The organism is Ventrimonas faecis, assembly GCF_040096075.1.
Classification (GTDB): Bacteria; Bacillota; Clostridia; order Lachnospirales; family Lachnospiraceae; genus Brotaphodocola; species Brotaphodocola faecis.
Map to the genome: position 1 here is coordinate 1 of NZ_JBBMFJ010000043.1, position 19,884 is coordinate 19,884.

At 52.0% G+C, this 19,884-nt stretch carries 15 protein-coding genes, 1 tRNA gene and 1 riboswitch; of the genes, 13 read left to right on the top strand and 3 right to left on the bottom strand.

Features of this window, described 5'->3' with window-relative positions; translation table 11 throughout:
- Position 1 precedes the first annotated feature (1 nt).
- The 9 genes from WMO41_RS14790 to uvrA all read left to right on the top strand — a co-directional run bounded on the left by WMO41_RS14790 (position 2) and on the right by uvrA (position 11,902).
- Positions 2-74 (top strand) — tRNA-Gly (locus tag WMO41_RS14790).
- 89 nt (positions 75-163) lie between these two features.
- A complete protein-coding gene (locus WMO41_RS14795) occupies positions 164-1,537 on the top strand; it encodes a sodium-dependent transporter (protein WP_349230411.1) in 1,374 nt (457 codons plus the stop codon).
- Positions 1,538-1,582: 45 nt separating this feature from the next.
- A complete protein-coding gene (locus WMO41_RS14800; protein ID WP_349230412.1) occupies positions 1,583-2,248 on the top strand; it encodes an HAD family hydrolase in 666 nt (221 codons plus the stop codon).
- A gap of 169 nt (positions 2,249-2,417) precedes the next feature.
- Positions 2,418-3,353, top strand: coding sequence for a transporter substrate-binding domain-containing protein (locus tag WMO41_RS14805; RefSeq protein WP_349230413.1), 936 nt, complete (start codon positions 2,418-2,420; stop codon positions 3,351-3,353).
- An 18-nt stretch (positions 3,354-3,371) separates the two neighbouring features.
- Positions 3,372-4,157, top strand: a complete 786-nt coding sequence (locus WMO41_RS14810) for an amino acid ABC transporter permease (RefSeq protein ID WP_349230414.1) — start codon at positions 3,372-3,374, stop codon at positions 4,155-4,157.
- Complete coding sequence (locus WMO41_RS14815) at positions 4,141-4,917, top strand: amino acid ABC transporter ATP-binding protein (protein WP_494338479.1); 777 nt, start codon at positions 4,141-4,143, stop codon at positions 4,915-4,917. Before WMO41_RS14810 ends, WMO41_RS14815 begins: the two co-directional genes overlap by 17 nt.
- Before the next feature lie 243 nt (positions 4,918-5,160).
- Positions 5,161-6,603 (top strand): M20 family metallopeptidase, encoded by a 1,443-nt coding sequence (locus WMO41_RS14820; protein WP_349230415.1) that lies wholly within the window; start codon positions 5,161-5,163, stop codon positions 6,601-6,603.
- A gap of 220 nt (positions 6,604-6,823) precedes the next feature.
- Positions 6,824-8,800 carry an ATP-dependent zinc metalloprotease FtsH gene (ftsH, locus tag WMO41_RS14825; RefSeq protein ID WP_349230416.1) on the top strand — a complete coding sequence of 659 codons (1,977 nt, stop codon included), beginning with the start codon at positions 6,824-6,826 and terminating at the stop codon, positions 8,798-8,800.
- A 267-nt stretch (positions 8,801-9,067) separates the two neighbouring features.
- Complete coding sequence (uvrA, locus tag WMO41_RS14830; RefSeq protein ID WP_349230417.1) at positions 9,068-11,902, top strand: excinuclease ABC subunit UvrA; 2,835 nt, start codon at positions 9,068-9,070, stop codon at positions 11,900-11,902.
- An 18-nt stretch (positions 11,903-11,920) separates the two neighbouring features.
- Here uvrA and sdaAA read toward each other — a convergent pair whose 3' ends face one another.
- The 3 genes from sdaAA to WMO41_RS14845 are packed head-to-tail and all read right to left on the bottom strand — an operon-like array spanning position 11,921 to position 14,702.
- Positions 11,921-12,790, bottom strand: a complete 870-nt coding sequence (gene sdaAA, locus WMO41_RS14835) for an L-serine ammonia-lyase, iron-sulfur-dependent, subunit alpha (RefSeq protein WP_349230418.1) — start codon at positions 12,788-12,790, stop codon at positions 11,921-11,923.
- Between the two features lie 21 nt (positions 12,791-12,811).
- Complete coding sequence (sdaAB, locus tag WMO41_RS14840; RefSeq protein ID WP_349230419.1) at positions 12,812-13,480, bottom strand: L-serine ammonia-lyase, iron-sulfur-dependent subunit beta; 669 nt, start codon at positions 13,478-13,480, stop codon at positions 12,812-12,814.
- Position 13,481: 1 nt separating this feature from the next.
- On the bottom strand, positions 13,482-14,702 hold the full coding sequence (locus tag WMO41_RS14845; RefSeq protein ID WP_349230420.1) for a dicarboxylate/amino acid:cation symporter: 1,221 nt from the start codon (positions 14,700-14,702) through the stop codon (positions 13,482-13,484).
- A gap of 225 nt (positions 14,703-14,927) precedes the next feature.
- Between WMO41_RS14845 and WMO41_RS14850 the strand changes: the two genes are divergently transcribed.
- The 4 genes from WMO41_RS14850 (at position 14,928) to WMO41_RS14865 (ending at position 19,290) form a co-directional block, all read left to right on the top strand.
- Positions 14,928-15,884, top strand: a complete 957-nt coding sequence (locus tag WMO41_RS14850; protein WP_349230421.1) for a LysR family transcriptional regulator — start codon at positions 14,928-14,930, stop codon at positions 15,882-15,884.
- Between the two features lie 116 nt (positions 15,885-16,000).
- On the top strand, positions 16,001-17,296 hold the full coding sequence (locus WMO41_RS14855; protein WP_349230422.1) for a TrkH family potassium uptake protein: 1,296 nt from the start codon (positions 16,001-16,003) through the stop codon (positions 17,294-17,296).
- Positions 17,297-17,370: 74 nt separating this feature from the next.
- Positions 17,371-18,051 carry a potassium channel family protein gene (locus WMO41_RS14860; protein ID WP_349230423.1) on the top strand — a complete coding sequence of 227 codons (681 nt, stop codon included), beginning with the start codon at positions 17,371-17,373 and terminating at the stop codon, positions 18,049-18,051.
- 45 nt (positions 18,052-18,096) lie between these two features.
- Positions 18,097-19,290 (top strand): MalY/PatB family protein, encoded by a 1,194-nt coding sequence (locus tag WMO41_RS14865; RefSeq protein WP_349230424.1) that lies wholly within the window; start codon positions 18,097-18,099, stop codon positions 19,288-19,290.
- A 243-nt stretch (positions 19,291-19,533) separates the two neighbouring features.
- A riboswitch (purine riboswitch) is annotated at positions 19,534-19,630 on the top strand.
- The last annotated feature ends 254 nt before the right edge of the window (positions 19,631-19,884 follow it).

Here is a 19,884-nt window from a genome sequence, read left to right on the forward strand (position 1 = left end):
TGCGCGAGTGGCTCAGTTGGTGGAGTACGACCTTGCCAAGGTCGGGGTCGCGGGTTCGAGTCCCGTCTCGCGCTCTCGAGATAAGAAAGGGCGTTCTTCAAAGAACGTCCTTTTTTCTTATCTTGAAATATTGAAAGAGACAAAACGGAGGAATACGAAGAACATGAAACAACGAGAAACATTTCAATCAAGACTGGGATTCCTGCTTTTGTCTGCAGGATGCGCCATCGGTATCGGTAATGTGTGGCGTTTCCCGTATGTGGTAGGAGCGAACGGCGGCGGTATTTTTGTTGTGATTTACCTGCTGTTTCTGGCTATCATGGGTGTGCCGGTTCTTTCCATGGAGTTTGCTGTTGGACGTGCCAGCCGCAAGAGTCCGGTGAAGGCATACCAGGAACTGGAGAAGCCGGGAAGCAAGTGGCATCTGCATGGCTATGTGGCGCTGCTGGGCAACTATGTATTAATGATGTTTTACACCACAGTAGCGGGCTGGATGCTGTATTATTTTTACAGCTTTGTAACCGGTGCGTTTACCGGACTGGATACCGAGGGTGTTCAGGGCATGTTTGGGGAGATGCTGGCGAGCCCGGGGATTAACGTGTTCTGGATGGCAGTGGTTGTCATTCTGGGCATTCTGATCTGCTCTCTTGGCCTGCAGGCCGGTGTAGAGCGTATCACGAAGGTGATGATGATCGGTCTGTTATCTCTGATGATCATTCTGGCTGCTCACGGTGTATTTCTGGAAGGCGGCATGGAAGGCCTGAAGTTTTATCTGCTTCCGGATGTGGAGAAGATGAAGTCGGTAGGCATTGGCCAGGTTATCGTATCTGCCATGAACCAGTCCTTCTTCACCTTAAGCCTTGGTATTGGTGCCATGGCTATTTTCGGAAGTTACCTGGAGAAAGACAATACGCTGTTAGGAGAGTCTGTGAATGTAGCAATTCTGGATACGTTCGTAGCAATCACCGCTGGTCTGATCATCTTCCCGGCGTGCTTCGCCTTTGGCGTGAATCCGGACAGCGGCCCAAGCCTGATCTTCATTACGCTGCCGAACGTGTTCATTTCCATGATTGGTGGACGGATCTGGGGAAGCCTGTTCTTCCTGTTTATGTCCTGTGCGGCATTCTCCACCGTTATCGCGGTATTTGAGAACATCATTGCCTGCGACATGGAGCTGTTTGAGATTGACCGTAAAAAATCCGCAAAGATCAATATGATCCTGATCATTGTACTGTCTCTTCCGTGTGCTTTGGGGTATAATGTACTCAGCGGATTTGAGCCGCTGGGCGCCGGAAGTTCCGTACTGGATCTGGAGGATTTCCTGGTGAGCAACATTTTGCTTCCGCTGGGATCTCTGGTTTACCTGTTGTTTGCAACCTGGGATTTCGGCTGGGGCTTTGACAAATACCGCGCTGAAGCAAACGGAGGTGTCGGCTTAAGGGTTCCAGCATGGATTCGTGGTTATGTGAAATACATTCTGCCGATCATGATCATGGGACTGTTCATTCAGGGCATCTGGGTGAAATTTTTCGCCTGATCGAAAAGCACATGCTGAAAAAAGAAAACCAAGGGAGGAACGCATATGATCCGCTGCTGTATTTTTGATCTGGATGGTACCTTATTAAACACATTGGACGCACTGACCTACACGACCAATCTGACGTTGAAGGAGTTTGGCTATGGTCCGGTGGATCCGGAACACATCAAACAGTTTGTGGGAGATGGATACCGGATGCAGGTGAAGCGTGCGCTGCAGTACAGCGGAGACAGGGAACTTCTTCATTATGAGGAAGCGCTTTCCGCTTATATGAGACTGTTTGCGGAGCATTGTCTCTATCATGTGCGGCCTTATGAGGGAATCCCGGAACTGCTGGAGGCGTTAAAGGCGCAGGGCATCCGCATTGCGGTTCTTTCCAATAAGCCTCATGCACGGACCGTGGAGAATATTGAAGCAGTCTTTGGAAAAGGTTATTTTGATATTGTGGCCGGACAGAAGGACGATGTTCCGAAGAAGCCGGATCCGGCGGGCGTGAACCGGATTCTGGAGCAGTTTGGATGCAGCTCGGAGGAGTGCCTGTATTTTGGAGATACCAACACCGATATGCAGACCGGCCTCAACGCAAAGGCGCACACCGTAGGCGTGACCTGGGGATTCCGCGACCGGGCAGAGCTGGAAGCGTTCCATCCGGACTTTGTCATCGATGCTCCGAAGATGGTTACGGAGCACATTCTGGCTTCATTTTCTTAAGTAAAACGGAAAAAAATGCACAAAAAAGGAGGAATCTGCGAATTTCCTCCTTTTTTCAATTTCTGGCACTTGATTAATTCCCGAAATTCGCTATAATGTTTAAGTATGTGTTTATATTTATGCAGATTATTCATTACAGAATGAATAATCGCAAAAGAGGAGGATTATTATGAAGAAGAAAATCGTGGCATTATCCATGGTAGCATGTATGGCAGCATCCGTAACCGCATGCGGCGGAAGCAAGCCGGCAGAGACCACTGCAGCAGCAACCGAGGCTGAGACCGAGGCAACTGAGGCAGTAGCAGAAGAGAGCAGCGCAGAGGAGACCAAGGCAGTTGCAGCTGATATCGAGACGGTTACCCCTGGCAAGCTGACCGTAGCAACCAGCCCGGACTTCGCTCCGTATGAGTTCTACGCAATCGGTGAGGATGGAACTCCGAAGCTGTCTGGTTTCGATATGGATCTGGCTCAGTACATCGCCGATTACCTTGGCCTTGAGTTAGAGGTTGTAACCGTTGACTTCGATGGCGTATTAAGCGAGCTGCAGACCAAGTCTGTTGACATTGGCATGGCTGGACTTTCCCCGGATGAGAAACGTATGGGCATCATGGATTTCTCTGATCTGTACTACATGGGCGGACAGTCCTTAGTAACCGTAAAAGATAACGCAGAGAAATTTAACAGCTTTGAAGCAATCAACAAGCCGGAAGTTTCCGTAGGCGCACAGGTTGGTTCCATCCAGATGGATCTGGCAGAGACCAACAGCCCGGATGCTGATATCGTTGGACTGCCGAAGGTTACCGACATCATTTCCGAGCTGCTGACCGGTAAGATGGACGCTGCTTACATCGAGACTGATGTAGCGAAGAGCTATCAGAAGAACTATCCGGAACTCACCCTGGTTATGGATGTACCGTATGATGCCGAGGGTTCCGCAATCGGCGTTTGCAAGGGCAACGAGGCTCTGTTAGCAGGCGTTAACGAAGCAATCGCAGCTGCAAAAGAGGATGGCAGCCTTGAGAAGTTCATCGCTGACGCAGGCGAGCTTGCTGCAGGTCAGAAATACGAGGGTCTTCTGGACGAAAACGGAAACGTTCAGAACTAATACTGAAAGGAGCACCCGATGAGTCAATTTGTTCAATGGAGCAATTTCTCCAAAATTGCGCCGTATGCTGAGCTGTTTCAGCAGGGTATCATTGTAACGGTCCTGCTGTCCGTATTTACGGTTGCAATCGGCTTTTGCATTGCGCTGGTACTGGCACTGATGAGAATGTCCAATGTCCGGCCGTTCCGGTCACTGGGCCTTGATAAAGACGGTCACATGCGGGAGGGCGGTCCGTTAGTCTGGATCAGCCGCTTCAATCCGCTGTCTTTCCTGGCAACGGCATATGTTGAGATTCTGCGCTCCACGCCGGTTATCGTGCAGGTGTTTATCATCTACTATGGCGTGTTTGGCATTGTCCAGCTTCCGTCCTTCCAGATATTTGGATTTATCAAGTTCAGCCGTTTCTTCCCGGGCGTTGTAGCTCTGGGTATGAACTCCGGCGCATATCTGTGCGAGATCATCCGTGCGGGAATCCAGTCCATTGACGGCGGACAGACCGAGGCAGCCCGTTCCCTGGGACTGTCCCAGACTCAGAACCTGCGCTATATCATTTTCCCGCAGGCACTGAAGAACATTCTCCCGGCCATTGCCAACGAGTTTGTTGTTATCATCAAGGAGTCTGCAATCACGTACACCATCGGTGTGCAGGATATTATGTCTGCGGTAAATGCAGTCAAGGGTGCAACCTTTGTTATCGTGGAGCCTCTGCTGGTGGCAACGGCAATTTACTTCTGCCTGTGCTTCCCGACTTCCAAGATCATTGCATATTTTGAGAGGAGAATGAGCCGTGGCGACAAACGATAGCATGATTCAGGTAAAAGATTTAAAGAAACATTACAAGATGGGTACCATCAAGGCTCTGGATGGCGTAACGGTCAACATCAACAAAGGTGATGTGATGGCTGTCATCGGACCGTCCGGTTCCGGAAAGTCTACTTTCCTCAGAAGCTTAAACCTGTTGGAGGAGCCGACCGGAGGTGCCATCATCTTCAACGGTGTGGATATCACCAAGAAGAAATATCAGGATGAGAACGGCAAGACCGTGAAACTGGACATCGACGCCCTGCGCCAGCGCATGGGTATGGTATTCCAGCACTTCAACCTGTTCCCGCATATGACCATTCTGGAAAACATGGTGCTTGCGCCGATGAAGGTCAAAGGTGTCAGCCGCGCGGATGCGGAGAAGAAAGCACTGGAGCTTCTGGACCGTGTTGGTTTAAAAGACCGTGCGGATGCGTATCCGATTCAGCTTTCCGGTGGTCAGAAGCAGCGAGTTGCCATTGTGCGGGCGCTGGCTATGGAGCCGGAGGTGATGCTCTTCGATGAGCCGACTTCCGCGCTGGACCCGGAGATGGTAGGAGAGGTTCTTGACGTTATGAAGGAGCTGGCTCATGAGGGTATGACCATGGTAGTCGTAACCCATGAGATGGGCTTTGCGAAAGAGGTTGGAAACCGCGTGCTCTTTATGGCCGATGGAAAGCTGCTGGAGGAGGGAACACCGGCGGACATCTTCGATCATCCGAAGCATGAACGTCTGAAGGAGTTTCTTGCGAAAGTTTTATAAAGAATGTGACGAGGGTGCCGGGAATTTCCCGGCGCCTTTTTTCGATTTTTGTGGTAAGATGTAACGGGAAAAGTAACTGTTCAGTAGGTCTGCGCATTCACTGCGCTGACCGTATGAAAACATGGGCTTGCAGGCAAAAATCCCATTGCCGAAGGCAATTTTCAATGGATTTTTGCCCGTAACTGTGAGGGTACTGAACAGTTACCGGGAAAACAGTTTTTTGAGACGGACAGGAGGAAGATTATGACAGAAGAAAAGAAAGCGGCCCTGGCGGCCATTGAGTCCAGAAAAGAACTGATCTGTGATGTGGCAGACCATATCTGGGAATATGCGGAGTTGTCCCTTCAGGAGTTCAAATCTGCAGCTCTTTACTGTGAGGTGCTGGAACAAGAGGGATTCCATGTGGAAAAGGGCATCAGCGGTATTGAGACTGCCTTTTCTGCGAGCTACGGAAGCGGACGTCCGGTGATCGGCATTCTGGCGGAGTACGACGCGCTTTCCGGTTTGTCCCAGACAGCCGGATGCACGGAGGAGAAGCCGCTGAAGGATGGCGGAAGCGGTCACGGCTGCGGTCACAATATTCTGGGTGCCGGTGCCATGGCGGCGGCCATCGGCGTGAAGGCTTATCTGGAGCAGAATCAGGTGGAAGGCACCGTGATCCTGTATGGCTGCCCGGGCGAAGAGGGCGGCGCGGCCAAGGCCTTTATGGCAAGGGATGGCGTCTGGAAGAGCCTGGACGCGGCTCTGACCTGGCACCCGGAGGATGTCAACGAGGTAGCCACCGGTTCCTCCAATGCATGCATTCAGACCCAGTACAAGTTCCACGGGATTGCCTCCCATGCGGCAGGCGCACCGGAGAAGGGACGCAGCGCGCTGGATGCGGTGGAGCTGATGAACACCGGCGTGCAGTATCTGCGGGAGCATATGAGCGACAAGGCAAGAATCCATTATGCCATCACCGATGCCGGCGGCTGCAGCCCGAATGTGGTGCAGGCCAAGGCGAGTGTACTTTATATGGTGCGCTCCAACCATGTGGCTGAGGCAGTTGAGCTTCAGAAGCGCGTGGACAAGATTGCCCAGGGTGCGGCGCTGATGACAGAGACAACCTTTGAAAAGAAGTTTATTGACGGTGTGGCAGACACCATCAGCAACTTTGTGCTGGAGCGTGTGCTTTATGAAAATTATAAGGAACTGGGTGTGCCGTCTTACACGGATGAAGAAAATGACTTTGCGGATGCTCTTTCTAAAACCTATATAGGGAATGACCATATCCCGGGTGTAGCAGCAGACAATGATGAGAACGCACGGGAGCAGGTTGTGGAAATGCAGAGGGCCTGTGGTCATGCCATGAACGCGTTCCTGGCTCCGCTGTATCAGGGAAATGCGTTTAAGGCAGGTTCTACCGATGTAGGCGATGTGAGCTGGCTGACGCCGACTGCGCAGATCCATGTGGCAGCATGGCCGAATGGATGCCCGGGACATAGCTGGCAGAATGTTTCCTGTGACCGTACAGAAATCGGCCACAAGGCAGCGGTTCATGCGGGAAAGGTGCTGGCGGCAGCAGCCATTGACCTGTTCAACCAGCCGGAAGTATTAAAAGAGGCGCGGGCAGAGTTTGAAAAGCGCACGGCAGCAGGCTTTGTGAGCCCGGTTCCGGCGGACGCAGTTCCAACCATTCCGGATTAGTGGGAGCAGTGGCACATTACGGTTCTTACAACGTGCGGACGGGGTGCAAGTTCACAGAACGAACACAAAGAGTTTAGAAAGTTTTAACAAGGGCGGGGGTTTAAAAACCTCCGCTCTTGTTGTATACTAAATAGAACAGAAAAGAAACAATTCTGGAAATTATGTAGCTGGTAGATGTTACACCAGTTACAAAGAACAAAAGACATAAAGGAGAAACAGTATGGGTATGAAAGAAGATGGACCAAAGCGGCCCAATAAAAAGCTGCTTTATTACTACGGAATCATCCTTCTGATCACCATTCTGCTGAATGCGCTGGTTATGCCGGCACTGGCAGAACGGTCGGTGACAGAAGTGACCTACGATACGTTCCTGGAGATGCTGGATAAGGGCGAGGTCGCAGGTGTAAAGAGAGACTCTGACAAACTTAGTTTCTGGACACAGGATGTGCAGCAGGCACTGAACGGCCAGCTTTCTCTGAAAAACTTGAATTCGGAGAACTTAAAGATTTACAAGACAGGCTTATGGCCGGATGATGACCTGACAGCCCGGCTGAAGAATGCTGGCATCAGTTTCTCAGAAGAGATTCCGACCCAGGCATCGCCGCTGCAGAATTTCATTTTTAACTGGGTTCTGCCAATCCTGATGTTTGTGGTCATCGGGCAGATTCTCAGCAAGAGCATGGCAAAGCGTATGGGAGGCATGGGAAACGCCATGACCTTTGGAAAGTCCAATGCCAAGATTTACGCGGAGACGGAAACCGGCAAGACCTTTGCGGATGTAGCAGGCCAGGAAGAAGCGAAAGAAGCATTAAAGGAAATCGTAGACTTCCTGCATAACCCGCAGAAATACGCAGATATCGGTGCAGTCCTGCCGAAGGGCGCCCTGCTTGTAGGCCCTCCTGGAACTGGTAAGACGTTACTGGCGAAAGCGGTAGCGGGCGAAGCGCATGTGCCGTTTTTCTCTATTTCCGGTTCGGAATTTGTAGAGATGTTTGTCGGCATGGGTGCGGCCAAAGTGCGTGACCTGTTCAAGCAAGCCAACGAAAAGGCACCGTGTATCGTATTCATCGATGAGATTGATACCATTGGTAAGAAGCGTGATGGTTCCGGCTTCTCCGGCAACGATGAGCGTGAGCAGACCTTAAACCAGCTGCTGACCGAGATGGATGGCTTCGATGGCCGCAAGGGTGTTGTTATCCTGGCAGCGACCAACCGCCCGGAATCCCTGGATAAGGCACTTCTTCGTCCGGGACGTTTCGACCGCCGGATTCCGGTAGAGCTTCCGGATCTGAAGGGTCGTGTGGCAATCCTGAAGGTTCACGCGAAGAATGTAAAACTGGGCAGCGACATTGACTTCGACGCCATCGGACGCGCAACCTCCGGCGCCAGCGGCGCGGAGCTTGCCAATATTATTAATGAAGGCGCTCTGCGTGCAGTCCGTCAGGGCCGTGCGTTTGTGACCCAGGCAGACTTAGAGGAGAGTGTAGAGGTTGTCATTGCCGGATATCAGCGGAAGGATGCCGCTGTTTCCATGAATGAGAAGCGTATCGTATCTTACCACGAGGTTGGTCATGCGCTGGTGGCAGCGTGCCAGAGCCATAGCGCTCCGGTGCATAAGATCACCATCATTCCGCGTACCTCCGGTGCGCTGGGCTACACCATGCAGGTGGAAGAGGGTGAGCGCTTCCTCATGAGCAAGGAAGAAGCTTTAAACAAGATCGCTACCCTGACCGGCGGACGTGCCGCAGAGGAATTCATTTTCCATTCCATTACCACAGGTGCGTCCAATGATATTGAGCAGGCCACCAAGCTGGCGCGGGCCATGATCACCCGCTACGGCATGAGCAGCCAGTTCGGCATGGTAGCGCTGGAGACGGTAAACAACCAGTATCTGGGCGGAGACACCTCCATGGTATGCTCCCCGGAGACCGCAAGACTGGTGGATGAGGAAGTGGTTTCCATTGTGAAACAGCAGTATGCCAAGGCCATGCAGATCCTGAAAGATAACGCAGCGAAGCTGAATGAGATTGCCGCTTATCTGTTGGAGCGCGAGACCATCACCGGTGAGGAATTCATGGAGATTCTGAATGCCGGAAAGGAAAATGCGGAGGAGCGTGCTGAGGCGCCGAAGCCGGAAGAGATGCAGGCAGCAGAGTCCGGACAGGAGAATGGTGCAGCAGCAGAGCAGAATAGTTAATAAATAAAATAAGATTGATCCCAAAAAAGAAGAACACAGCGATGCGTTCTTCTTTTTTATGGTTATAGCGATCCTTGTGTCACCATTCGTTTTATGGTATGTGACGCTGTGTGGCATGGCGACAGTGAGACGGCAACAAGGGCAGCAACAATGTAAAAACAGGCGGAATGCGTGCGAACAAATGTTTGCATGTGTTCCGCCTTTGTGGTATAATCAGTTCTGTCTGACACATACTAAAGAGGATCAGAAAAGAAAGGTTTTACAGCCATGGCGAAGCAGTATATCAAGATTCGTGGTGCGAATGAGCACAACTTGAAAAATATATCTCTGGACATTCCCAGAAACGAGCTGGTGGTGCTGACGGGTTTAAGCGGCTCGGGCAAGTCATCCCTGGCTTTTGATACGATCTATGCCGAAGGGCAGCGGCGTTATATGGAGTCGCTCTCCTCTTACGCAAGGCAGTTCCTGGGCCAGATGGAAAAGCCGGATGTGGAGAGCATTGAGGGGCTTTCCCCGGCCATTTCCATTGACCAGAAGTCTACGAACCGCAACCCGCGTTCTACCGTGGGTACGGTGACGGAAATTTACGATTACATGCGTCTTCTGTATGCCCGCATCGGCATCCCGCACTGTCCGAAGTGCGGCCGGGAAATCAAGAAGCAGACCATCGACCAGATGGTGGACCAGATCCTGCAGCTGCCGGAGCGTACCAAAATCCAGCTTCTGGCGCCGGTGGTGCGGGGACGCAAGGGTGAGCATGTTAAGCTTCTGGAGCAGGCGCGCAAGAGTGGCTACGTCCGCGCCCGGATTGACGGAAACCTGTACGAGCTTTCCGAAGAGATTAAATTAGAGAAGAACATCAAACACAACATTGAGATCGTGGTGGACCGTCTGGTGGTGAAAGAGGGCATTGAGAAGCGCCTGACGGACTCTATCGAGACGGTTATGGGACTTTCGGACGGCCTCATGATCGTGGACGTGATTGATGGTGAGCCCATGAATTTCAGCATGAGCTTTGCCTGCCCGGACTGCGGCGTCAGCATTGAGGAGGTGGAGCCGCGAAGCTTCTCCTTCAACAACCCGTTCGGTGCCTGCCCGGAGTGTTTCGGTCTTGGTTATAAGATGGAATTTGATGAAGACCTCATGATTCCGGACAAGTCCTTAAGTATTTCCAAGGGCGCCATTGTGGTGATGGGCTGGCAGTCCTGTACGGACAAGAACAGCTTCACCCACGCGATTTTAGATGCGCTGTGCAAGGAGTATCATTTCAGCCTGGATACGCCGTTTGAGGAGTATCCGAAGGAAATCCAGGATGTGATCCTGCATGGAACCAATGGAAAAGAAGTGAAGGTGTACTACAAGGGTCAGCGCGGTGAGGGCATCTATCCGGTAGCGTTTGAGGGCCTGATCCGCAATGTGGAGCGCCGCTACAAGGAGACCTTCTCCGAGGCGTCCAAGGCGGAATATGAGACCTTTATGCGCATTACGCCGTGTAAGGCCTGCAAGGGCCAGCGTCTGAAGTCCAGCTCTCTGGCCGTTACGGTTGGCGGCATCAACATTTATGAGGCAACGGAGCTTTCCATTACCCGGTTCCGCGCTTTTCTGGATGAGTTAAAGCTCACTCCGATGCAGGAGTCTATCGGTCATCAGATTTTAAAGGAGATTAAGGCGCGCCTGGATTTCCTGTTAAATGTCGGCCTGGAATACCTGTCTCTTTCCCGGGCAACTGGTACCTTGTCCGGCGGTGAGGCACAGCGAATCCGTCTGGCAACCCAGATCGGTTCCGGTCTGGTGGGTGTGGCCTATATTCTGGATGAGCCGAGTATCGGCCTGCACCAGAGGGACAACGACAAGCTGCTGGCGACCCTGACCCATCTGCGGGATCTGGGCAACACGGTTCTGGTGGTAGAGCATGATGAGGATACCATGCGTGCGGCAGACTGCATTGTGGATATCGGACCGGGCGCAGGAGAACACGGTGGAGAAGTTGTGGCCATTGGTACTGCGGAAGAAATCATGCAGAATGAGAAATCCATCACTGGCGCATACCTGAGCGGCCGCGTCCGGATTCCGGTGCCGAAGGAGCGCAGACAGCCGACTGGCTGGATTACCGTGCGCGGGGCAGCAGAGAACAACTTAAAGAATATAGATGTTTCTTTCCCGCTGGGCATTATGACCTGCGTGACCGGTGTGTCCGGTTCCGGCAAGAGTTCCCTGGTGAACGAGATTCTGTATAAGGAACTGGCGAGAAAGTTAAACCGCGCCCGCACCATTCCGGGCAGGTTTAAGAAGATCGAAGGACTGGAGCAGTTAGATAAGGTCATCAACATTGACCAGTCCCCGATCGGGCGCACGCCGCGTTCCAATCCGGCTACCTACACCGGAGTCTTTGATATGATCCGTGACCTGTTTGCATCTACGCCGGATGCCAAGGCAAAAGGTTATAATAAAGGTCGTTTTAGTTTCAACGTAAAGGGCGGGCGCTGTGAGGCCTGCAGCGGTGACGGTATCATCAAAATCGAGATGCACTTTTTACCGGATGTCTATGTGCCGTGTGAGGTCTGCGGAGGCAAACGCTACAACCGCGAGACGCTGGATGTTAAATATAAGGGAAAGAGCATTTATGATGTGCTGAATATGACGGTGGAAGAGGCCATGAAGTTCTTTGAGAACATTCCATCTATTTATCGGAAGATTGCGACTCTGAATGATGTAGGACTTTCTTACATTCGTCTGGGGCAGCCGTCTACCCAGCTGTCCGGCGGTGAGGCACAGCGAATCAAGCTGGCCACAGAACTGAGCCGCCGCGGAACCGGAAAGACTGTCTACATTCTGGATGAGCCGACCACCGGCCTGCATTTTGCGGATGTTCATAAGCTGGTGGAGATCCTGCGCAGATTGTCCGACGGCGGAAACACAGTTATTGTCATCGAGCATAACCTGGACGTCATCAAGACCGCCGATTACCTCATTGATATCGGACCGGAAGGCGGCGAGCGCGGTGGAACCGTAATCGCGAAGGGCACGCCGGAGGAAGTGGCAGAGAACCCGGTATCCTATACGGGGAGATATGTAAAGCGGTATCTGCACACCGCCCAGTAAAAAATATTGCGTAATTTCTTAACTGCACATATGGCACGCCGCACACGCGGACGGTGCGGTGGCGCAGCCGCCCATGGCGGTTTCGCGCAGTTCTGCCGGGAGGCGTTTGCCTACGGTGTACATGGTCTCTAACATTTCATCGAAGGGGATGAGCTGGGTAAGACCGGCCAGTGCCATCTCGGCTGCGATCAGGGCGTTGGCTACGCCGGCAGCGTTGCGGTTCTGGCATGGATATTCCACCAGGCCGCCGACCGGGTCGCAGACCAGACCGAGCATGTTCATAAGTACGATGGTGGCAGCGTCCAGACACTGCTTCGGGCTTCCGCCGAACAGCTCCACAGCCGCGGAAGCAGCCATGGCGGAGGCAATGCCGACCTCAGCCTGACAGCCGCCCACAGCACCGGCTACGGTGGCGTTTCGCATAGCCAGGTAGCCAATGGCACCGGCATTGAACAGGGCTTTGAGGAGGTCTTCATCGGAGAAGCTGTGGCATTCCTGCAGTGCCAGGAACAGTCCCGGAACCACACCGGCAGAACCGGCGGTCGGAGCAGCCACAATGAGGCCCATGGAAGCGTTGGTTTCCAGAACAGCGACTGCGTAGGTAATGGCCTTTTCCAGTACATCACCGCAGATGCCGTGTCCGGCTGCCTGATGGGAAGCCAGTTTCCCTGCCTCTCCGCCGATGAGGCCGCCCATGGAGCGCACCGGGGTTTTGATCGGGGTATGGGCGGAGTCTTTCATGATCGCGAGGGCGCGTGCCATGCGGCTCTGTGCTTCCTCACGCGGCATTTCGCCCTCGGTCATTTCTCTCTGGAGCATGATCTCGGAAATCGGGAGATTCTGCTTCTGACACAATTCTAAAAGTTCTTTCGCGTTTTTAAAATCCATGTTCTGTGTTCCTCCCTTTCCTTAGATCTGCACGACCATAACATCGCGTACATTGACATTGTCTTTCAGGTTTTCCGCTACATCCTCCGGAAGCTTTCCGTCGGACTCTACGATGGTGTAAGCAGTATGGCCTTTTGCCTCGCGGAACAGGCGCATGAAGGCAATATTGACGCCGCGGTCACTTAAGACCTTGGTGATGTGGGCCACAACGCCCGGTTTGTCCTGCTGTACCACAATGACAGCGCTGTACTCGCCTGTGAAATCTACTTTTACGCCGTTGATGCGGACGATGCGGACCTTTCCGCCGCCGAGGGACTCTCCGCGGATGGTCATGGACTGACCGTTTTTATTGGTCATCGAGATGTCTACGGTGTTCGGATGGATCTCAGTCTCCGTCTCATTCGGGGTGAAGGTATAGGCAAGACCGGATTCCTGCGCAATCTCAAAAGAATTGCGGATGCGCATGTCATCGGTAGAGAATCCCATAATGCCGCCGAGGAGGGCACGGTCGGTTCCGTGACCGTGGTAGGTCTTTGCAAAGGAACCATAAAGCGTAAAGTCTGCGCGGACCACACCGCCGCCGATCATTTTCTGGGCCAGAAAACCGATGCGTGCAGCGCCTGCCGTGTGGGAGCTGGAGGGGCCGATCATGTTCGGTCCGAGAACATCAAAAACACTGATAAATGACATCTTAAGCCTCCTGAGTTTCTTTGATAATGAATTTGTGGTAAATCGTATCTACAATAACGCCAATTGCGTTGTCTCCGGAAATATTGCAGGCAGTTCCAAAGGAATCCTGGGTGATGTAAAGGGCAACCATGATCGCGCAGATCGGGCCGTTAGGGTCACCAGCGGTGGTGCCAAATACCATGTAGAGGAACGGAAGCGCAGTCATAATGGATCCGCCCGGTGCGCCCGGAGAAGCAACCATGGCAACGCCGAGGGTCATAATGAACGGAACTACAGTAGCAAGGCTGATCGGCAGCTGGTTCATGAGGCAGACTGCGGTAGCGCATGCAGTAATGGTGATCATGGAACCTGCCATGTGGATATTTGCGCACAGCGGAACCACGAAGTTACGGATCTGCTCGCATACACCGTCGTTTGCTGCACACTGTAAGTTGACCGGAATGGTGGCAGCGGAAGACTGGGTTCCCAGTGCAGTTGCGTAACCCGGAAGCTGATTTTTGATCAGGGTGAGCGGGTTCTTCTTGCTGATGGAGCCTGCAATGATGAACTGGATGGTGATGCAGATTAAGTGCATGGCAATTACAACGATGAATACTTTCCACAGGATGCCGAGGATCGCAAAGGTTTTTCCGGAAATAGTCATATCCGTGAAGGTACCGCAGATGTAGAGCGGCAGCAGCGGGATGATGACGGTGTGAAGCACCTTGTCAATGATGGAGGAGAAATCCTTCATTGCGTTGTACAGGGTATCACCGATCTCTTTTCCGCGCATGGAAGACAGGCACAGTCCAAGGACGAATGCCAGGACTACTGCGGACAGGGTATCCATGACCGGCTGGATCGCGATGGTGAAGTACGGAGACAGGGATACTTCCGCGGTTGCCGCAATCTGGTCAAGCGCGTCAGCACTCATGAAGCTTGGGAACAGGCTTTCCGCAACCAGGAAAGATGCGGAACCCGCAATCAGCGTGGAGCTGTAAGCCAGAGCAACGGTGATGAGCAGCAGTTTTCCGGCACCCTGTGACAGGTCTGCGATACCCATGGTCACATAAGCAAGGATCATGAGCGGGATGACGAACTTTAAGAAGTTACTGAAAAATCCGGACAGTGTAACTACAAGACGGCAGAAGCCCTCCGGCAGAAACTGGCCAAATAAGATACCAAGGATGATCGCGATGATCAGCTTCGGCACGAGCCCCATTTTAAATTTCTTTTTTTCCATTTGTAAATTCCCTCCAATAACAAAAATGTTAATCGTTCACGCGAATCTGTCACAGCTTTGTGCAGATTCCATAAAAATAGCGATTGACGTCTTCGCAGGAGCATTATATCATGGTGATATGAATGAATCAAATTCATAGTTTTCATGAGTATGTTGAAAAAAATTCAATTTTGATTGTGAAGTTTTAGACAGAAACTCTAAAATAAGGAAGAGAGGGATGCAATCATGGAACTGCGTCAGCTTCAGACCTTTGTTCAGGCCGCACAGCTCCAGAGTTTTTCCAGGGCGGCACTTCAGCTGGGGTACTCCCAGTCGGCGGTGACGGTTCAGATCCGCATGCTGGAGAAGGAACTGGGAACGCGCCTGTTTGACCGGATGGGAAAGCAGGTGGTATTAACGGCCCAGGGACAGAAATTTTTAGAGCACGCGAATACCATCCTTTATGAGGTGGACCGCACCCGCCTGTCCATGCATGAGGACGAGGAACTGAAAAATCCGCTGCATATCGGTACGATTGAGTCACTGTGTACGGCGAAATTCCCGGCTATTGTGAGCCGGTTCCGGGAACGCTATCCCCAGGTAAAATTTCAGATCACGGTGGGAACACCGGAGGAGCTGATCCGCATGATGGAGCATGATCTTTTGGATATGATCTACATTCTGGACGCGCCCCGCTGGAGTGAAAACTGGGTGAAGGCCATGGAACTGGCAGAACCAATCGTGTTTGTGGCATCCCCATCGTTCTGGAGCGAGGGCAGTCCTGGCACCGGGAAAGCTGGTGAAACGGTGCCGTGCGCTGGGCTGGAAGGTTGGAGAGAAGCGTGTACCGGGCACAAAACTCTGGATGAGATTTTGCAGGAACCTTTCTTTCTGACGGAGAAAAACGCGAACTACCGCCAGGCACTGGATCAGTACCTGGCATCCTGCCACCGCTCCCTGTCTCCGGTTCTGGAAATCAGTGATACAGCCTTTATCATCCAGATGCTGGAGCAGAGCCGCGGCCTTTCTTTCCTTCCGTTGTTTGCGGTGCAGAAACAGATCCGGGAGGGAACGCTGGCGGTCGTGAAGGTGGATAACGTGGAAATTTCCATGTACCGGCAGATCTTTTACCACAAAAATAAGTTTAAGACCCGGGAAATGGAGCAGTTCATTGCCTTTGCGTCGGAGGAAGAGAACCGTTGATGAAAAATTTATCCCATAAAAGAAGGGGCTATGGTATAATCATTAGTAATTTGGTAACTGTGAGGGTACTGAACAGTTACGTAATTTGTAAATTTATCTGACAGAAAGGCGATATTATGAATTTTCTAAAGAGACAGTCCCCTGTACGGATCATTTCGCTGGGTTTTGCGCTGGTCATTCTGATCGGATCGGTGCTTTTAAGTCTGCCCTGCAGCATCCGGGACGGGGTTACGGTGCGCTACATTGACGCGCTCTATATGTCCACCAGCGCGGTGTGCGTGACTGGGCTTCTCACGGTGGACGCGGGCGATACCTTTACCCCGCTTGGACAGTTTTTTCTTGGAATGCTGATCCAGATTGGTGGCCTGGGAGTAACTGCGGTTGGTACCGGCGTGATTCTGGCTATGGGAAAAAAGGTCAATTTAAAGGCCAGAAACCTGATTCGGGAAGCTTCAAATCTGGATTCCGGAAAAGGTGTGATCCGATTTATCCGGCTGGTATTTCTCACCACGGTGACTTTTGAACTGGTGGGGGCGGCTTTGAGCTTTCTGGTATTCCGGAAAAGATTTACGCCGTTAAAGGCAGTGGGAGTCAGTGTGTTTCATGCGGTGGCGTCCTTCAATAACTCCGGATTTGATATTCTGGGCGGAGGGCAGAATCTGATTCCGTACCAGGATGATGTGTTCTTAAATCTGGTAACCTGCGCACTGGTTATTCTGGGAGGAATTGGCTTTTTGGTGATTCGCGAAGTCATCGAAAAACGGTTTCGCTGGAAAAAGTTTTCCATGCACACTAAGGTCGTACTGTTTATGAGCCTGGTGCTGACGGCAGCAGGCACGGTGCTGTTAAAGCTGACCGAAGACATTACGTGGCTGGGGGCCTTCTTTACCAGTGTGTCCGCAAGAACCGCAGGATTTTCCACATTTCCGCTGGGATCTTTTTCCGGCGCAGGACTTCTGACGGTCATTGTGCTGATGGTGATCGGCGCTTCCCCGGGGTCTACCGGAGGCGGTATCAAGACCACCACCTGTTATGTGCTGTTTGAGGGAATCCGTTCTTCGGCTACCAATACCTCGGAGAAGGCATTTCGCTACGCGGTTCCGGCAGACGCGTTTCGCAAGGCGGCAGTCATCACGCTGCTGGCCCTTGGCATTGTGCTGACGGGAACTTACATTCTGGTGATCTTAGAGCCGGGTGTTCCGTTTCTGGATGCGCTGTTTGAGATGAGCAGTGCCTTTGGTACTGCCGGACTTTCCACCGGAATTTCCGCGGGACTTTGTGATGCGGCAAAACTTCTGACCATTCTGATCATGTTTATTGGAAGGCTGGGACCGCTGACCATTGCGTCCCTGTGGTATTTTACCAAGGGTGAGAGGGTAAGCTTCCCGGAGGGAAATATCGCGATCGGATAAGCGGAAAATGGGAAGAGCCGGCAGAGGTGAAAGATGCCGGCATGGAATGAAAATGGGACATGGAGGAAAGCAGAATGTTCAAAAAGAAAAGTAATGAAAAGAATACCTACGGAATTGTCGGTCTTGGCCGTTTCGGACATGCGCTGGCTCTGGAGCTGGCAGCAGCCGGGGCAGATCTGGTGGTGCTGGATAAGGAAGAGGAAAAAGTGCGGGAGCTGCGGGAGTATACGGAAAATGCTTATGTGGTGCACGCACTGGACAAAAAGACCCTGTCAGAGACTGGTGTGCAGAACTGCGATGTGGCGGTGGTCTGCATCGGTGAACAGCTGGATATTTCCATTCTGACGACGCTGAATCTGGTAAGTTTGGGTGTGCCGACTGTCATTTCCAAGGCATCCAGCATGGAACACGGTGAGATTCTGGAGAAGATCGGCGCCCAGGTGGTATACCCGGAGCGCGACATGGCAGTGCGTCTGGCACATCGTCTGGAGGCAGTCCGCATGCTGGATTTTATTCAGTTAAGCGAGAAGCTGAACATTTCCAAGATGATCATGCCGGAGCGCAGTGTGGGAAAGACCGTTGTGGAGGCCAACCTGCGCGGCCGGTTTGGCGTCAACATCATCGCGGTGGAGAACGATGGAAAACTGATCGAGACCATTACACCGGATTACGCGTTTAAGAAAGGTGACATTGCCTACATTTCCGGAAGCAAGGAAGCTTTAAATAAGCTCAGTGAGTGGAACGGAAAGGCGTAGGGCACAGAAGCAGAAAGAAAATAGGAAAAGACTAAGGACTGGACAATGGGAAAAACATACAATTTTGATAAAGTAGTAGACAGAACAGGAACAAGCTGTTTAAAATATGACTTTGGCATGAAGCGCAAAGGGCGCGATGACCTCTTACCACTGTGGGTGGCAGATATGGATTTTCAGCTTCCGGAGGAGATTCTTGCGGATTTCCGGGCGCGGATCGATCACGGAATTTTTGGCTACACCGATCCGGACAAGGAGTATTACGATGCCCTGGACCACTGGTTTTTCACCCGTCATGGCTACCATATAGAACCGGAGACGGTGACGGTGGGCTGCGGCGTTGTGTACGGCCTTGCCACCGGCGTAAAGGCATTTACGAAGGAAGGTGATGCCATCCTTATCCAGCAGCCGGTGTATTATCCGTTCCGGGAAGTCATTGAGGATAACGGGCGTGTGTTCATCAATAACCAGCTTCACTACGAGAATGGCCGTTACACCGTGGATTTCGAGGATTTTGAGCGGAAAATTGTGGAAAACCAGGTAAAGTTATTCCTGCTCTGCAACCCGCACAATCCAGTGGGACGCGTGTGGACAAAGGAAGAACTGGAGCGCATGGGAGACATCTGCCTGCGCCACCATGTGATCATCATGGACGATGAAATCCACTGTGATTTTGTGTATCCGGGCTATCATTTCACCAGTTTTATGACTCTGGATGAGAAATATCAGGAGAATCTGGTGCTTTACACCTCACCCAGCAAGACCTTTAATGTGGCAGGATTCCAGCCGGCCAATATCATCATCCCGAATCCGGAGCTTCGCGCGGCATACCGCAAAGCCAACGCGGCAGCCGGCTACAGCCAGGGAAGTGTGATGGGACAGGTGGCTGTGAAATCGGTGTATACAAAAGGAGCCCAGTGGGTGGACGAGCTTCTGGAGTATCTGACCGGAAACATGGAATACATGCGTGCGTTTGTGAAGGAGAACTTCCCGAAGGCGCATTTTGTGGAGCCGGAGGGTACCTACCTGACCTGGGTGGATTTTTCCGGCTATGGCTTCACCGATGAGGAACTGGAACATCTGATGGTAGAGGAAGCAAAATTATGGTTGGACTGCGGCAAGGTATTCGGACCGGAGACGGCACAGTTTGAGCGCTTCAACATCGCGTGTCCGCGGGCTACGGTCGTGAAGGCCATGGAACAGCTGAAGGCCGCGTTGGACGCGCATGTCAGCCGGAAATAATGGAACTTCCATGGGAACGGTGGCGGCTATGGCACCGGTGGCCATTGGTGTGACGATTCAGGCCGGACTGCTTCGGACTGCGGAAGAAAAGGACATTTGACTTTTTTTGAATACAGTGTTAAACTTGTATAAGAAAAGGACATATGACATGTAAAAATCAGCAATTATGCCGAAATGTGCCGGGCTTTTTGAGAAGCTTTGTCCGTATACTTTCCATGTTTCAAAAGCTATAATAACAACAACTTCATAAAACAGGTGACGATATGTATATTCTGGAAATGGGTCCAGAGTTTCTACCAACTGCCGTAAAGAGTTGACTACATAGTTACATGAACCGGGGAAAACCCGGAAGATTCATGCGACTGTGTGCTGCTCCGGAAAGAAAAAACAAGCAGAGAATTTCGCATGAGCGCGGAATTCTCTTTTTTGTTTTCAGTATAATGTATGGGGATACAGAAACAGAGAAGAGAGGAGGAAAGAACGGGTGGCGCGCACACAGGACCTGTGTTGAAGAAATCGTAACTGTTCAGTAGGTCTGCGCATTCACTGCGCTGACCGTATGAAAACATGGGCTTGCAGGCAAAAATCCCATTG

Bases quoted from the DNA above. Each gene is read 5' to 3' on its own strand.
- WMO41_RS14795 (WP_349230411.1), top strand. From the start codon at position 164: ATGAAACAACGAGAAACATTTCAATCAAGACTGGGATTCCTGCTTTTG.
- WMO41_RS14800 (WP_349230412.1), top strand. From the start codon at position 1,583: ATGATCCGCTGCTGTATTTTTGATCTGGATGGTACCTTATTAAACACA.
- WMO41_RS14805 (WP_349230413.1), top strand. From the start codon at position 2,418: ATGAAGAAGAAAATCGTGGCATTATCCATGGTAGCATGTATGGCAGCA.
- WMO41_RS14810 (WP_349230414.1), top strand. From the start codon at position 3,372: ATGAGTCAATTTGTTCAATGGAGCAATTTCTCCAAAATTGCGCCGTAT.
- WMO41_RS14820 (WP_349230415.1), top strand. From the start codon at position 5,161: ATGACAGAAGAAAAGAAAGCGGCCCTGGCGGCCATTGAGTCCAGAAAA.
- ftsH (WP_349230416.1), top strand. From the start codon at position 6,824: ATGGGTATGAAAGAAGATGGACCAAAGCGGCCCAATAAAAAGCTGCTT.
- uvrA (WP_349230417.1), top strand. From the start codon at position 9,068: ATGGCGAAGCAGTATATCAAGATTCGTGGTGCGAATGAGCACAACTTG.
- sdaAA (WP_349230418.1), bottom strand. From the start codon at position 12,790: ATGGATTTTAAAAACGCGAAAGAACTTTTAGAATTGTGTCAGAAGCAG.
- sdaAB (WP_349230419.1), bottom strand. From the start codon at position 13,480: ATGTCATTTATCAGTGTTTTTGATGTTCTCGGACCGAACATGATCGGC.
- WMO41_RS14845 (WP_349230420.1), bottom strand. From the start codon at position 14,702: ATGGAAAAAAAGAAATTTAAAATGGGGCTCGTGCCGAAGCTGATCATC.
- WMO41_RS14850 (WP_349230421.1), top strand. From the start codon at position 14,928: ATGGAACTGCGTCAGCTTCAGACCTTTGTTCAGGCCGCACAGCTCCAG.
- WMO41_RS14855 (WP_349230422.1), top strand. From the start codon at position 16,001: ATGAATTTTCTAAAGAGACAGTCCCCTGTACGGATCATTTCGCTGGGT.
- WMO41_RS14860 (WP_349230423.1), top strand. From the start codon at position 17,371: ATGTTCAAAAAGAAAAGTAATGAAAAGAATACCTACGGAATTGTCGGT.
- WMO41_RS14865 (WP_349230424.1), top strand. From the start codon at position 18,097: ATGGGAAAAACATACAATTTTGATAAAGTAGTAGACAGAACAGGAACA.